This is a genomic window from Streptomyces sp. NPDC050416 (genome assembly GCF_044458845.1).
Classification (GTDB): Bacteria; Actinomycetota; Actinomycetes; order Streptomycetales; family Streptomycetaceae; genus Streptomyces.
Genome location: NZ_JBITII010000003.1, coordinates 300,945 through 316,326 on the forward strand (window position 1 = coordinate 300,945; position 15,382 = coordinate 316,326).

At 72.2% G+C, this 15,382-nt stretch carries 10 protein-coding genes; 5 read left to right on the forward strand and 5 right to left on the reverse strand.

All coding sequences use genetic code 11. The features are described 5' to 3' along the window. Nucleotides 1-42: 42 nt before the first annotated feature. The 3 genes from ACIBL4_RS10965 to ACIBL4_RS10975 all read right to left on the reverse strand — a co-directional run bounded on the left by ACIBL4_RS10965 (nucleotide 43) and on the right by ACIBL4_RS10975 (nucleotide 4,248). On the reverse strand, nucleotides 43-1,728 hold the full coding sequence (locus ACIBL4_RS10965; RefSeq protein ID WP_399408576.1) for a thiamine pyrophosphate-binding protein: 1,686 nt from the start codon (nucleotides 1,726-1,728) through the stop codon (nucleotides 43-45). Further along, nucleotides 1,725-2,708: an agmatinase gene (gene speB / locus ACIBL4_RS10970; protein ID WP_399408578.1), complete on the reverse strand. Its 984-nt coding sequence runs from the start codon at nucleotides 2,706-2,708 to the stop codon at nucleotides 1,725-1,727. Before speB ends, ACIBL4_RS10965 begins: the two co-directional genes overlap by 4 nt. Before the next feature lie 76 nt (nucleotides 2,709-2,784). Next, nucleotides 2,785-4,248 (reverse strand): sodium:solute symporter, encoded by a 1,464-nt coding sequence (locus ACIBL4_RS10975; RefSeq protein ID WP_399408580.1) that lies wholly within the window; start codon nucleotides 4,246-4,248, stop codon nucleotides 2,785-2,787. Nucleotides 4,249-4,376: 128 nt separating this feature from the next. Between ACIBL4_RS10975 and ACIBL4_RS10980 the strand changes: the two genes are divergently transcribed. Then, nucleotides 4,377-6,443 carry a PucR family transcriptional regulator ligand-binding domain-containing protein gene (locus tag ACIBL4_RS10980; RefSeq protein WP_399408582.1) on the forward strand — a complete coding sequence of 689 codons (2,067 nt, stop codon included), beginning with the start codon at nucleotides 4,377-4,379 and terminating at the stop codon, nucleotides 6,441-6,443. 93 nt (nucleotides 6,444-6,536) lie between these two features. After that, a complete protein-coding gene (locus ACIBL4_RS10985) occupies nucleotides 6,537-7,325 on the forward strand; it encodes a phosphatase (RefSeq protein ID WP_399408584.1) in 789 nt (262 codons plus the stop codon). Here ACIBL4_RS10985 and tesB read toward each other — a convergent pair. Continuing rightward, entirely contained in the window at nucleotides 7,322-8,212 is an 891-nt protein-coding gene (gene tesB, locus ACIBL4_RS10990; protein WP_399408586.1) for an acyl-CoA thioesterase II, read from the reverse strand. The genes ACIBL4_RS10985 and tesB overlap by 4 nt on opposite strands. A gap of 45 nt (nucleotides 8,213-8,257) precedes the next feature. Next, nucleotides 8,258-9,415 carry an acyl-CoA dehydrogenase family protein gene (locus tag ACIBL4_RS10995; protein ID WP_399408588.1) on the reverse strand — a complete coding sequence of 386 codons (1,158 nt, stop codon included), beginning with the start codon at nucleotides 9,413-9,415 and terminating at the stop codon, nucleotides 8,258-8,260. Between the two features lie 190 nt (nucleotides 9,416-9,605). Here ACIBL4_RS10995 and ACIBL4_RS11000 point away from each other — a divergent pair, with 190 nt between their 5' ends. The 3 genes from ACIBL4_RS11000 to ACIBL4_RS11010 all read left to right on the forward strand — a co-directional run bounded on the left by ACIBL4_RS11000 (nucleotide 9,606) and on the right by ACIBL4_RS11010 (nucleotide 15,350). Then, nucleotides 9,606-13,325 (forward strand): ABC transporter ATP-binding protein, encoded by a 3,720-nt coding sequence (locus tag ACIBL4_RS11000; RefSeq protein ID WP_399408590.1) that lies wholly within the window; start codon nucleotides 9,606-9,608, stop codon nucleotides 13,323-13,325. Nucleotides 13,326-13,433: 108 nt separating this feature from the next. Beyond that, a complete protein-coding gene (locus ACIBL4_RS11005) occupies nucleotides 13,434-13,826 on the forward strand; it encodes a hypothetical protein (RefSeq protein WP_399408592.1) in 393 nt (130 codons plus the stop codon). 96 nt (nucleotides 13,827-13,922) lie between these two features. Next, complete coding sequence (locus ACIBL4_RS11010; protein ID WP_399408594.1) at nucleotides 13,923-15,350, forward strand: S28 family serine protease; 1,428 nt, start codon at nucleotides 13,923-13,925, stop codon at nucleotides 15,348-15,350. Nucleotides 15,351-15,382 lie beyond the last annotated feature (32 nt).

The window sequence follows — 15,382 nt, forward strand, 5'->3', positions numbered from 1 at the left end:
TCAGCTCCCTTTCGCCCGCGGCCTGGCCGGACCGGCCGGTGCTCAGTCCAGGTGCGTCGGTGCGAACATCCGCAGCACCGCCGGGAGCAGCACCACCGAAGGCCCCGGCGACGCGAGTTGCTTCGCGAGGTCCTGCTCCAGGTTCTCCGGGGTCGTACGGACCCCGGGGACGCCGAAGGACTCCGCCAGTGCCACGTAGTCCGGCCGGGTCAGTTCCGTCGCCGTCGCCTCGCCGAACGCGTCGGTCATGTACTCGCGCAGGATGCCGTAGCCGCCGTCGTCGACGATCAGCCAGGTGACGTTCAGGCCGTACTGGCGGGCCGTCGCCAGCTCGGCGATCGAGTACAGAGCGCCGCCGTCGCCGGAGACGGCGAGGACCGGCCGGGTCGGGTCGGCCACCGCCGCGCCGAGTGCCGCCGGGAAGGCGTAGCCGAGGCCGCCCGCGCCCTGGGCGGAGTGCATGTGGTTGGGGCCCTTGGCGTCGAAGGCCGACCAGGCCCAGTACGCGAGGATCGTCATGTCCCAGAAGGACGGGGAGCCGGCGGGGAGGGCCCGGCGGACGGACGCCAGCACCTCTTGCTCCAGGGTGAGTTCCTGGGCGGCGATGCGCTCGGCGACCTTCGCGAGGAGTGCGCGCACGCGCTCCGGTGCCGTCGGGTCCTGCCGCTCGGAGACCGTCTCCAGCAGCGCCTGCAACGCGAGGCGGGCGTCCGCGTGGATGCCGAGGGCGGGGTGGTTGGACTCCAGCTTGCCGAGGTCGGCCTCGATCTGGATGATCCGGCCGCGCGGCTTGAACGTGTGGTAATTGGAGGAGAGTTCGCCGAGTCCCGAGCCGACGACGAGGAGGACGTCCGCGTCCTCCAGGAAGTCCGTGGTGTGGCGGTCCTCGATCCAGGACTGGAGCGACAGCGGGTGCGTCCAGGGGAACGCGCCCTTGCCGCCCGGCGTCGTGACGACCGGCGCCTGAAGCGTTTCGGCCAGCTGACGCAGCTTCTTCGACGCGTCCGCCCGGATCACCCCGCCGCCCGCGATGATCGCCGGTCGGGCCGCCTTCGACAGCAGGTCGGCGGCCACGGCGGTCAGTTCGGGGCGCGGCGGCAGCTCCTCGGGGAAGGCGTCGCCGCCGGTCACCACCGGGATCGCCGTCTCGGCGAGCAGCACGTCCTGCGGGATCTCCACCCACACCGGGCCGTGCGGGGCGCTCAGTGCCGACTTCCAGGCCGCCTCGATGGCGGACGGGATCTGCGACGGGGTGCGGACGGTGTGGACCGACTTCACCACGCCCCGGAACGAGGCCGCCTGGTCGGGCAGTTCGTGCAGATAGCCGTGGCGGCCGCCGCCGAGCCCCGCCGTCGGGACCTGGCTGCTGATCGCCAGGACGGGGGCGCTGGCCGCGGCCGCCTCCTGGAGCGCCGCCAGCGAGGTCAGCGCTCCCGGCCCCGTCGACAGCAGCAGCGGCGCCGCCTCACCCGTGATCCGGCCGTACGCGTCCGCCGCGAACCCGGCGTTGTTCTCCACCCGCAGGCCGATGTACCTGAGGTCGGAGCGGCGCAGCGCGTCGAACATGCCGAGGGCGTGCTGGCCGGGCAGGCCGAAGACGGTTGTGGTGCCCAGCCCGGCCAGCGTCTCCACGACCAGGTCTCCGCCGGTGCGGCCGGGGGGAGGGTTCAGGGCTGCCTCCGTCTGGGCGGGCGTCGGGCGGAGCACCAGGTCGTGGTCGTGAGTCACTGCGCTTCCGAGTCCTTCCGGGCCGCGGCGATCTGGCGCGACATGATCGTGGTCAGTTCGTACGCCGTGTGGGACGCGGCCACCGACGTGATCTCCGCGTGATCGTACGCGGGCGCCACCTCGACGACGTCCGCCGAGACCAGGTTGCAGGACGCCAGCCCGCGCAGGATCTCCAGCAGCTCGCGCGAGGTCATGCCGCCGGCCTCGGGCGTGCCCGTGCCGGGCGCGTGGGCCGGGTCGAGGCAGTCGATGTCGATGGAGATGTACAGCGGCCGGTCGCCGATGCGCTGGCGGAGCTGGTCGGCGACCTCGTCGGCACCGCGCCGGTAGACGTCCGCGGAGGTGACGATGCCGAAGCCCATCCTCTCGTCGTCGGTCAGGTCCTGCTTGCCGTAGAGCGGGCCGCGCGTGCCGACGTGGGACAGGGCGGAGGTGTCGAGGATGCCCTCCTCGACCGCGCGGCGGAACGGGGTGCCGTGCGTGTACTCGGCGCCGAAGTAGGTGTCCCAGGTGTCGAGGTGGGCGTCGAAGTGCAGCAGGGCCACCGGGCCGTGCTTCTTCGCCACCGAGCGCAGCAGGGGCAGCGCGATGGTGTGGTCGCCGCCGAGGGTCATCAGGCGGGCGCCCGTGCCGAGCAGGTCGTCCGCCGCCGCCTCGACGGTCTCGACGGCCTCGTTGATGTTGAACGGGTTCACGGCGATGTCGCCGCCGTCCGCGACCTGGGCGAGGGCGAACGGGGAGGCGTCCTGCGCCGGGTTGTACGGGCGCAGCAGCCGGGACGCCTCACGGATCGCGTTGCCGCCGAAGCGGGCGCCCGGCCGGTACGAGACACCCGAGTCGAACGGCACGCCCACCACGGCGACATCGGCCCGTCCGCCGACCTCGTCGAGCCGGGGCAGCCGGGCGAAGGTCGCGGGACCGGCGTACCGCGGGACGCGGGACGAGTCGACGGGCCCGCGGGGAGTCTCGTTGCTGCTCATGAGGAAATGCCTTCTCTCCTACGCTTCATCGCGTATGTACTGCTGTGTGCTGCTATGTACGGACTGCTCTACGACTCTACTGGGGAGCCGTGACCGGTTCGGACGGGAGTTCGGGGGACCGTCCGGCGAGCCGCTCGCGCCAGGCGGCCAGGACGGCGGCGTCGGTGGCGGGGGTGGCCAGGGAGACGATCACGTACGCGGCGAGCGAGGCGAGCAGGCCGTAGTAGACGGGCTCGTTGGCGAGGATGCCGTGGGTCGCCATCAGCACGATCACCGAGAGTCCGCCGACCACGACGGAGGCGAGGGCGCCGTACACCGTGCCCCGCTTCCACACCAGCCCGCCGAGGATCGGCACGAGCAGTCCGCCGACGAGGAGGTTGTAGGCGACGGTCAGCGCCTGCACGACGTCGTCGATCGCGATGGCCGTGCCGATCACGGCGATCCCCATGAGCAGGATGAAGGCGCGGTTGCCCCGCACCTCGTCATGGTCGCCGGCGGGCGCCGTGCCGAGCCCCCGCAGCCGCGACCAGATGTCGTTGTTGGCGACGGTGGCGCAGGCGATCAGCGCGCCGGAGGAGGTGGACATCACGGCAGCCAGGGCGGCGGCGAGCACCAGTCCCCGCACTCCGACGGGCAGTTCGTCCTTCACGATGGTGGCGAAGGCGTCGTCCGCGCTGCCGAGCTTCGGGTACAGCACCTTGGCCGCCGTACCGATGACGGCACCGGCGAGGGCGTACGCGAGGCAGTAGGTGCCGGCGATCGTCCCGCCCCACCGGGCGGTCCGGTCGCTGCGGGCGGTGAACACGCGCTGCCAGATGTCCTGCCCGATGAGCATGCCGAAGGTGTAGATCAGCACGTAGGTGAAGATCGTCTCGCCGCCGATGCCGAGCGGGTCGAAGTACCCGGTGGGCAGCCGGTCCTTCATCTCGGCGAACCCGCCCGCCTTCACGACGGCGATCGGCAGCAGCAGGAGCAGCACGCCGATGGTCTTCACGACGAACTGCACCATGTCCGTCAGGGTGATCGACCACATCCCGCCGAGGGTGGAGTACGCGACGACGATCGAGCCGCCGAGGACGATCGCGAGCGAGCGGTTCATGTCGAACAGGACGTCGAAGATCGTGGCGTAGGCGATGGTCGAGGTCACCGCGAGCATGAGGGTGTACGCCCACATGACGACCCCGGAGATGACGCCGGCCCGGCCGCCTCCGTAGCGCAGGTCGAGCATCTCGGAGACGGTGTAGACCTTCAGCCGGGCGATGCGGGCGGAGAAGAAGACGGAGAGGGCGAGCAGGCCGAGGCCGATGGTGAAGACCATCCAGGCGCCCGACAGGCCGTACTGGTAGCCGAGGCCCACACCGCCGATGGTGGAGGCGCCGCCGAGGACGATCGCCGCCATGGTGCCGGAGTACATGGCCGGGCCGAGGCGGCGGCCGGCCACCAGGAACTCGCTCTTGGAGCGGGCGCGGCGCATGCCCCACCAGCCCATGGCGAGCATCCCGGCCAAGTAGACGACGATCACGAGGTAGTCGACGGCCATGGGGCCTCCTTCGCACACGCTCGCTCGTGGGGACGAGGTTGACGAGGACTGACCCTAGGTGGCCGGAAAGCGACTGCGAAGTGTACGTTTCATCCACTGGAGCGGCGCTGGCTGGAGGAAACGCACACATGCCGGATTCGACGGTTCCCCCCACGCCCCCCGTCCCGCTGTCCGCCCTCCTGGCCCGCGAGGACCTGGCCCTGCGCCGGATCGCCGGCCCGGACGACCCCGGCACCGCCGTCCACTGGGTGCACACCTCGGAGATGGCCGACCCGTATCCGTATCTGCTGGGCGGGGAACTGCTGCTCACGGCGGGCGTGCACATCCCCGAGGCGGCGGGGGCGGGCACGTACTTCGACGACTACGTGGCCCGGATCGTGGCGGCGGGCGGCGCGGCCCTGGGCTTCGGGGTGGCGCCGGTGCACGACACGGTGCCGAGGGCGCTGGTCGCGGCGTGCGAGAGATACGGCCTGCCGCTGCTGGAGGTGCCGCCGCAGACCACCTTCTCGGGCGTGGCCCGCGCGGTCTGGCAGCTGATGGCCCAGGCCCGCCTGTCCGAACTCCGCCGCGTCACGGAGGCCCAGCAGAGCCTCGCCGCAGCCGCCTCCCGCCCCGACCCGGTCCCGTCGGTCCTCCGGCAGCTGGCCCAGCGGCTGGGGGGCTGGACGGTGCTGTACGGGCCGGAGGGGGAGGAGATCGCGGGGGCGGGCCGGGAGCCGGGGGCAGAGGTGGGCTCGGCGCTGGCGCGGCTGGCGGAGGTCGTACGGCCGGCGGAGGCGGGGGCAGGGGCCGGGCTGCCTGCGGGTACGCCGCTTGCGGGTGCTGGACGGACGGCGCCCACACCGGGCGCGCGGTCTCCGGCCGAGACCGCGCGGGCGGGCGGGGCGACGCAGCTGGGCAGGGCACCGCACACGGACGGACCGGCGCCGCGGCAGGGCGGATCCGCCGGCGTCGGACGTTCGGGTGGGCCCGGCGAGGCCGGGTCCGGGGTGGTGCGGCCGGCGGACGCGCCCGGCGCGAGGCGTCCGGCGGAGGCGGCGCAGCCGGGTGGGGTGGCGCGCACGGATGGATCGGTGGCGCAGTCGGGTGGGGTGGCGCGCACGGATGGATCGGTGGCGCAGTCGGGTGGGGTGGCGCGCACGGAGGGACCGGTGGCGCAGCCGGGCGGGTTCGCCGGAGCCGGACGGTCGGGTGGGGCTGCCGGAGCCGGACGGCCGGGCGGGGCTGCCGGAGCCGGACGGCCGGGGGAGGCCGGTGACGTCCGGTGGCCACCGACGCGTGGCGGGGCCGCCGAGGCCGGCCGCCCCCAGCATCAGCCGGCCGGCCGGCCCTCGCCCTCACCTCAGCCCCCGACGCCCGTTCCCCCCAACCGCCCCCACCCCACCTCCGCGACCGACACCGTCTCCGGAACCCACCTCGCCGCCTACGCCCTGGGCGCCGGGCGGCGCGGATTCGTGCTTGGGGTGGCCGTGCCCGGGCGGGCACCGGGGGACCACACCATCGCCTCCGTCGCCGCCGTGCTGCTGGACCTCCTCACCGGGGAGCAGCAGAGCGGCACCGGTGCCGCCCGTTCCTCGGCGCTGGTGCGGCTGCTGCTGGGGGCCGCGCCCGAGGACGTCGCGCCGCTGCTCGGGGAGGGGCGGCGGTGGGTCGTCGTGCACGCCCGTCCCGACGGGGAGGGCCTGCCCGACGCCGTCGCGGCCTCCGCGCTGGGTGCCGCGCTCGGGTCCGCCCTGGTCGACCCGGCGGGCGACGTCGTCCGGGTCCTGGTCCCGGCCGACCGGGCACCGCAGCCGCTGCCCGGCTGGACCCTGGGCGTCAGCGCCGACGTCACCCCGGAGGACTGGCCCGCCGCCGACACCCAGGCGGCCCGCGCCCTGGCCCGGGCCCGCGCCACCCGCGCCCCGCTGCTCCGGCACGGCCCGCGCCCCGCCCTCGCCGACCTCGTCCCGCCCGGCGATGCGGCGGCCCACGCCCGCACCCTGCTCGCGCCCGTCACGGCCCACCCCGCGCTCACCGAGACCCTGCGCACCTGGCTGTCCCTGCACGGCAGTTGGGACCGCACGGCCGTCGCGCTGTCCGTGCACCGCAACACCGTGCGGCAGCGCATCGCCCGGTGCGCGGCCCTGCTGGAGGCGGACCTCGACGACCCGGACGTCCGCATGGAACTCTGGTTCGCGCTGCGGCACATCTGAGTACGTGAGCGGTGTCCCGCTGAGTACGTGACGCACATCCCAGCGTGCGATACGCCAGGGCCGCCCCCAGTCGGCTGCTCCACAATGGTTGTCATGCCGATACCCGGGACACCCAGCCGCGCCGAACTCGTCGACCACCTCGTCAGGACGCGCATCGCGGGCGACGTCGCCACCCCCCGCGAGAACAACCTCTCCCACTACCGCCAGCTGGCCAACGGCAACCGCCACTACTGGCTGGGCCTGGAACTCGGCGACCGCTGGAGCGACGAGCAGGACGTCCTCGCGGTGATGGCGGAACGGGCCGGCGTGAACGACGACCCCGAGTACCGGTACGGCCAGGACACCATCGATCCCGAGCTGACCATCGCGGCCCTGGACCGGCTCGCCGGACGGCTGCGCAAGGCGGCGGACGGGCAGCAGCGGGTGCTGTTCGCCACCGGCCACCCCGGCGGCCTGCTCGACGTGCACCGCGCGACCGCGACGGCCCTGCGGGCGGCCGGCTGCGAGATCGTCGTCATCCCGGAGGCGCTGACGACGGAGGAGGGCTACGTCGTGCAGTTCGCGGACGTGGCGGTGCTGGAGCACGGCGCCACCCTGTGGCACACCCACTCGGGCGAACCTATGAAGGCCATACTGACCGCCCTGGAGCGCGAGGGCCGCCCGCTGCCCGACCTGGTCGTCGCCGACCACGGCTGGGCGGGCTACGCGGGACAGCACGGCGTGGACTCCGTGGGCTACGCCGACTCCAACGACCCGGCCCTCTTCCTCGCCGAGGCCGAGGGCACCGTACAGGTGACGGTGCCCCTGGACGACCACGTGGTGAGCCCCCGCCACTACGACCCGTTGACGGCGTATCTGCTGGCGGAGGCGGGCCTCGGCTAGGGCCTGTCGCCCTGGCCCCGCTCGCGCGGGACGCGGACCACGCCCTCCTGGATCACCGTGATGGCCAGCCGCCCGTCCTGCGTGTAGATGCGGGCCTGTCCCAGTCCCCGGCCGCCGTACGCGGACGGGGACTCCTGGTCGTACAGCAGCCACTCGTCGGCGCGGAACGGCCGGTGGAACCACATCGCGTGGTCGAGGGAGGCGCCGACGACGTCCCCGACGGCCCAGCCACCTCGACCGTGCGCGAGCAGCACGGAGTCGAGCAACGTCATGTCGGAGACGTACGTGGCGAGGACGACGTGCAGCAGCGGGTCGTCGGCCAGCTTGCCGTTGGTGCGGAACCACACCTGGGAGTGCGGCTCGCGCGGCTCGCCGAACTTCCCGTACGGCGGCTCGTCGACGTAGCGCAGATCGACGGCGGCCCGGGCCTCCAGGAACCGCTCCACGACCTCCGGGTCGAGATGGCCGTATCCGCGCAGCCGGTGCTCACTGGTGGGCAGCGTGGCGGGATCGGGCGCGTCCGGCATGCGCTCCTGGTGGTCCAGCCCGTCCTCGTACACCTGGAAGGACGCCGAGAGGTGGAAGATCGGCTTGCCGTGCTGGACGGCGACCACCCGACGCGTGGTGAAGGAGCGGCCGTCGCGGATCCGGTCGACGGTGTAGACGATGGGCGCGCCGGGATCGCCGGGGCGCAGGAAGTACGCGTGGAGGGAGTGCGCGGGCCGGTCCTCGGGGACCGTGCGCCCGGCCGCGACGAGCGCCTGGGCCGCGACCTGCCCGCCGAAGACCCGGGGGACGACGGCGGACCGGGACCGGCCGCGGAAGATGTCCTCCTCGATCTGCTCCAGGTCGAGCAGATCGAGGAGGTCCTGTAGTGCCTGACTCATGGGGTAGTTGTACCGGCCAGTGATCGCGTACCGGTGACGGGGGCCTTACAGGCCCATGTCCTTGGCGATGATCGTCTTCATGATCTCGCTGGTGCCGCCGTAGATGCGGTTGACGCGGTTGTCCGCGTACAGGCGGGCGATCGGGTACTCGTTCATGTAGCCGTAGCCGCCGTGCAGCTGGAGGCACCGGTCGATGACGCGGTGGGCGACCTCGGTGCAGAACAGCTTCGCGGAGGCGGCCTCGGCGGGGGTGAGCTCACCGGCGTCGAGGGCCTCGGTCGCGCGGTCGGCGACGGCCTCGGCGGCGTCCACCTCGGCCTGGCAGGCGGCCAGCTCGAACTTGGTGTTCTGGAAGTGGGCGACGGGCTTGCCGAAGACCGTGCGCTCCTGCACGTACTGCTTGGCGAACCGGACGGCGGCCTTGGCCTGGGCGTAGGCGCCGAAGGCGATGCCCCAGCGCTCGGAGGCCAGGTTGTGGCCGAGGTAGTAGAAGCCCTTGTTCTCCTCGCCGAGGAGGTCCTCGACGGGCACCTTGACGTCGACGAACGCCAGCTCGGCGGTGTCGGAGGTCTTCAGGCCGAGCTTGTCGAGCTTGCGGCCGACCGAGTAGCCCTCGGACTTGGTGTCGACGGCGAAGAGGGAGATGCCGTGGCGGCGGTCCTCGGCGGTCGGGGCGGCGGTCCGGGCGCAGACGATCACACGGTCGGCGTGCACACCGCCGGTGATGAAGGTCTTGGCGCCGTTGAGGACGTAGTGCGTGCCGTCCTCGCTCAGCTTGGCGGTGGACTTCATGCCCGCGAGGTCGGAACCGGTGCCCGGCTCCGTCATCGCGATGGCCCACATCTCCTCGCCGGTGACGAACTTCGGCAGGTAGCGCTTCTTCTGCTCGTCGGTGGCGAGCATCTTGATGTAGGGCAGGGCGAGCAGCACGTGCACGCCGGAGCCGCCGAACTGGACGCCGGCGCGAGCGGTCTCCTCGTAGAGCACGGCCTCGAACTTGTGCGACTCCAGGCCGGCACCGCCGAACTCCTCCGGCACGTTGATGCCGAAGATGCCCAGCTCACCGAGCTTGTAGTAGAAGTCGCGGGGCGCCTGGCCCGCCGCGAACCACTCGTCGTACACCGGTACGACCTCGGCCTCGATGAAGGCGCGGATGGTCTCCCGGAACGCCTCGTGATCCTCGTTGAACACCGTACGGCGCACGCCGCCACCTCCAGGGACCTAGCTGTCTAAGCGCTTGCTCAGACCAAGATACCGGCGAGTATCAACGACCGTCCAGGGTGGGGGCGGGGTAACGCTCGTCACGCCGCGGGATGAAAACAGCCTCCCGCGGCGTTGGTGCCTTCCGGCAGACCAGGACGACCGCAGACCAGGACGACCGGAGGGCAACCGCGTGACACCGCAACGGGGATGGGCACGACGACTGTGGGCCTATGCGTGGCGCCACCCGAAGGATGTCGTACTCGCCCTCGGCTCCTCCCTGGCCGGCATGGCGGTCATGGCCCTCGTCCCGCTGATCACCAAGGTGATCATCGACGACGTCATCAGCGACCACACCCGCTCGATGACCACCTGGGCCGGCCTCCTCATCGGCGCCGCACTGGTCGTCTACGTCCTCACCTACATCCGCCGCTACTACGGCGGCCGCCTCGCCCTCGACGTCCAGCACGACCTGCGGACGGAGATGTACGGCACGATCACCCGGCTCGACGGCCGCCGCCAGGACGAGCTGTCCACCGGCCAGGTCGTCGGCCGCGCCACCAGCGACCTCCAGCTGATCCAGGGCCTGCTGTTCATGCTCCCGATGACCATCGGGAACATCCTGCTGTTCCTGATCTCCCTGGGGATCATGGCGTCGCTGTCGCTGCCGCTCACCCTCGTCGCCCTGGCGGTCGCCCCCGCCCTGTGGTGGATCGCCAAGCGCAGCCGCACCCGGCTGCACCCCTCCACCTGGTACGCCCAGGCGCAGGCCGCCGCCGTCGCCGGCGTGGTCGACGGCGCCGTCAGCGGGGTCCGCGTGGTGAAGGGCTTCGGGCAGGAGGACCAGGAGACCGGCAAGCTCAGGGACGTCAGCCGCCGCCTCTTCGCCGGGCGGCTGCGCACCATCCGCCTGAACTCCGTCTACACCCCGGCCCTCCAGGCCGTCCCCGCCCTCGGCCAGGTCGCGATGCTGGCGCTCGGCGGCTGGCTCGCGGTGGGCGGGCACATCACGCTCGGCACGTTCGTCGCCTTCTCCACCTACCTCGCCCAGCTCGTCGGCCCGGTCCGCATGCTCGCCATGGTGCTCACCGTCGGCCAGCAGGCCCGCGCGGGCACCGAACGCGTCCTGGAGCTGATCGACACCGAGCCGTCCCTCGAGGACGGCCGCAAGGACCTGCCCGCCGACGCCCCCGCGACCGTCGAGTTCGACGACGTCTCCTTCGGCTACGCCGACGACCGCCCCGTCCTCGACGGGCTCTCCTTCGAGATCCGCCCCGGCGAGACCCTCGCCGTCGTCGGTTCCTCCGGCTCCGGCAAGTCCACGGTCTCCCTGCTGCTGCCGCGCTTCTACGACGTCACCCGCGGTGCCGTCCTCGTCGGCGGCCACGACGTGCGCGAACTGACCCTGGAATCACTGCGGGCCGCGATCGGGCTGGTCCCGGAGGACTCCTTCCTCTTCTCCGACACCGTCCGCAACAACATCGCCTACGGCCGCCCGGACGCCACCCGGGAGGAGATCGAGCAGGCCGCCCGCGCCGCCCAGGCGCACCGGTTCATCAGCGAGCTGCCCGACGGCTACGACACCACCGTCGGCGAGCACGGCCTGACCCTCTCCGGCGGCCAGCGCCAGCGCGTCGCCCTCGCCCGCGCCATCCTCAGCGACCCGCGCCTGCTGGTCCTGGACGACGCCACCTCCGCGGTGGACGCCCGCGTCGAGCACGAGATCCACGAGGCCCTGAAGGAGGTCATGCGGGGCCGCACCACCCTGCTGATCGCCCACCGCCGCTCCACCCTGAACCTCGCCGACCGCATCGCCGTCCTGGACGGCGGCCGCCTCGCCGACATCGGCACCCACGACGAGCTCCAGGAGCGGTCCGCCCTCTACCGGCGCCTGCTCACAGACCCCGACGAGCTGGGCGCGGTCTCCCCGGGCCACACCCAGCCGGCCTGCCCCCAGGAGGACACCTCCGTCCGGGACGAGCTGGACGCCGAGTTCGACGCCGAGCGCGGGGTCACCCCACGGCTGTGGAGCGGCGACCGCGAGCGCAAGGACCTCGCCCTCGCCGAGAGCCCCGCCACCCCCGAGCTCCTCGCCCAGGTGGAGGCGCTGCCCCCGGCCACCGACGTCCCCGACGTCGACGAGAAGCAGGCCGTCCAGCCGGAGGAGTCCTACGGCCTGCGCCGGCTGCTGCGCGGCTTCGGGCTGCCGCTGCTGGTCAGCCTCGGTCTGGTCGCCGTCGACGCGGGCATGGGCCTGCTGCTGCCGATCATGATCCGGCACGGCATCGACTCGGGCGTCACCCAGGTCGCGATCGGCGCCGTGTGGGTGGCGTCGCTGCTCGCGCTGCTGACGGTGGCCGTGCAGTGGGCGGCGCAGTTCGGCGAGATCCGGATGACGGGACGCACCGGCGAGCGGGTGCTGTACGCGCTCCGGCTGAAGATCTTCTCCCAGCTCCAGCGCCTCGGGCTCGACTACTACGAGCGGGAGCTGACCGGCCGGATCATGACCCGGATGACGACCGACGTCGACGCGCTGTCGACGTTCCTCCAGACGGGCCTGGTCACCGCCTTCGTCTCGGTCGTCACCTTCTTCGGCATCATGGTCGCCCTGCTGGTGCTCGACGTGGAGCTGGCCCTGGTCGTCTTCGCGACACTGCCGCCGCTGATCATCGCCACGTACTTCTTCCGCCGGGCGAGCGTGAAGGCGTACGAACTGGCCCGCGAACGCGTCTCGGTGGTCAACGCCGACCTGCAGGAGTCGGTGTCCGGGCTGCGGATCGTGCAGGCCTTCCGGCGCGAGCGGGACGGCGGGCGGCGGTTCGCCGGGCACAGCGACAGCTACCGCCAGGCGCGTATCCGCGGCCAGTGGCTGATCTCCGTGTACTTCCCCTTCGTGCAGTTCCTGTCATCGGTGGCGGCCGCGGCCGTGCTGATCGTCGGCGGGGCACGGGTCGACGACGGGACACTGGCCATCGGCTCGCTGGTGGCCTACCTGCTCTACATCGACCTGTTCTTCGCGCCCGTGCAGCAGCTGTCCCAGGTCTTCGACGGCTATCAGCAGGCGTCCGTCTCGCTGGGCCGCATCCAGGAGCTGCTCCAGGAGCCGACGTCGACGAAGTCCGCCGACGAACCCCGCGAGGTGCTGTCCCTGCGCGGCGACATCGCCTTCGAGGACGTGCACTTCGCGTACGGCGACGACGAAGAGGCCCTCGGCGGCGTCGACCTGCGCATCCCCGCCGGGCAGACCGTCGCGTTCGTCGGCGAGACCGGCGCGGGCAAGTCGACCCTCGTCAAGCTCGTGGCCCGCTTCTACGACCCCACCGGCGGCCGGGTCACCGTCGACGGCACCGACCTGCGCGCCCTCGACCTCACCTCGTACCGGCACCGTCTGGGAGTCGTCCCGCAGGAGGCGTACCTCTTCCAGGGCACCGTCCGCGACGCCATCGCCTACGGCCGCCCCGACGCCACCGACGCCGAGGTCGAGGCGGCGGCCCGCGCGGTCGGCGCGCACGAGATGATCGCCACCCTGGAGGGCGGCTACCTGCACGAGGTCGCCGAGCGCGGCCGCAACCTCTCCGCCGGGCAGCGGCAGCTGATCGCCCTGGCCCGCGCCGAGCTGGTCGACCCGGACGTCCTGCTGCTCGACGAGGCGACGGCCGCCCTCGACCTGGCCACCGAGGCCCAGGTCAACCAGGCCACCGACCGCCTCGCGGGCCGCCGCACCACCCTCGTCGTGGCCCACCGCCTCACCACCGCCGCCCGCGCCGACCGGGTCGTCGTCATGGACCACGGCCGGGTCGCCGAGGACGGCACGCACGAGGAGCTGCTCGCGCGCGGCGGGCGCTACGCCGAGCTGTGGCGGACGTTCATCGGCGCCGCGGAGCCGGAGGAGCCGGTCGGCGCGTCCCGGTGAGGCCGCGACCGGCGTTTCCGTAACGCTCGTGCAACCGTCCGACATACGCTCTGCGTCCGTACAGCTGTACGTCGATGGTCGCGCACGACGCGGTACGGGAGGACGACAGTGGACAGTGGAGCGATACGCCGGCGGCTCGCGCTGGGCCTGGCCGTGCTGACCGCCTCCGGCCTGCTGGCCGTCGCGGCGCCGGGCGAGGCGCAGGCCGCCGCCTCCCCCTCGTGTCCCGGCCGCAAGGTCCGCACCCTGCCCTTCTCCACCGGAACCGTGCTCGTCTACAAACGCGGCGCCTACATCTGCGCCGTGACCGTCACCAAGAAGCCCGGCGTGAAGCGGAAGATGTCGGTGAGCGTGCAGGCACGCGGCAGCCGCCCCGTCGTCGACGAGGGCCGGTTCGCCTACCACGCAGGCCCGGTGATGGTGCACGCCGGGCGCCGCTGCGTATGGCTCAAGGGCAGGGTGGGGCAGGGCTCGGTCAGCTCCGGCTGGATCCTGTGCTGACGCCCGGCGCATAGAGGGTTTTCCCCATGTCCCCTGGTGCTGAGGGGAGTTGGTCCGCTAGCTTCCGGCGCACATCTGTCTCACAGGGGAGTGCGCATGCGCAAGGCGCTCAGATGGCTGCTGGCGCTCACGGTGCTCATAGGCACACTGGGCACGGCGGGAGCGGCCACCGCCGCCGACGCCACCGGCACCACCGACATCAAGGAGAGGCTGCTCTCCATACCGGGCATGAGCCTGGTCGAGGAGAAGCCGTACACCGGCTACCGCTTCTTCGTCCTGAACTACACCCAGCCGGTCGACCACCGGAAGCCCTCGAAGGGCACGTTCCAGCAGCGCATCACCGTGCTGCACAAGGACGTCGCGCGCCCGACGGTCTTCTTCACCAGCGGCTACAACGTCTCCACGACGCCCCGCCGCAGCGAGCCGACCCAGATCGTGGACGGCAACCAGGTCTCCCTGGAGTACCGCTTCTTCACTCCGTCCCGGCCCTCCCCGGCCGACTGGTCCAAGCTGGACATCTGGCAGGCGGCCAGCGACCAGCACCGCGTCTTCAAGGCGCTGAAGGGTATCTACGGCAAGAAGTGGATCTCCACGGGCGGTTCGAAGGGCGGCATGACCGCCACCTACTACGAGCGCTTCTACCCGCGTGACATGGACGGTGTGGTCGCCTACGTCGCCCCCAACGACGTGGTGAACAAGGAGGACTCCGCCTACGACCGCTTCTTCGCCCGCGTCGGCAGCGAGGAGTGCCGCGACCGGCTGAACGGCGTGCAGCGCGAGGCACTGGTGCGCCGCGAGCCGCTGGAGAAGAAGTACGCCGCCTACGCGCAGGACAACGGCCTCACCTTCGACACCATCGGCAGCCTGGACAAGGCCTTCGAGGCGACCGTCCTCGACTACGTGTGGGGCTTCTGGCAGTACAGCCTGCTGAAGGACTGCGACCAGATCCCGGCCGACGCGAAGAACGCCACCGACGACGAGATCTGGAACTCCGTCGACACGATCTCCGGCTTCTCCGCCTACGCCGACCAGGGCCTGACGACCTACACGCCGTACTACTACCAGGCCGGCACGCAGCTCGGCGCGCCGACCATCGGCTTCCCGCACATCGAGAAGCAGTACATCCGCTACGGCTACCAGCCGCCGCGCAACTTCGTCCCCCGGGACATCCCGATGAAGTTCCAGCCGTCGGCGATGCGGGACGTGGACACCTGGGTCCGCCACAACGCCCGGCGGATGCTGTTCGTCTACGGCCAGAACGACCCGTGGGGCGCGGAGCCCTTCCGCGTCGGCAAGGGCGCGAAGGACTCCTACGTCATGACCGCCCCCGGCATGAACCACGGCGCCAACGTCGCGGGCCTCGTGCCCGAGCAGAAGGCCCTGGCCACCGCCCGCATCCTCGACTGGGCCGGTGTCGCCACCAGCTCGGTGCAGGCGAACCCGCAGGCGGCCAAGCCGCTGGCGAAGTTCGACGCCAAGCTGGACAAGCGGGACGTACAGCGTGAGATGACGCTGCGGCCGTAAGGCCGGTGGCCCGTCCGTGCTGTCGCGCCCGG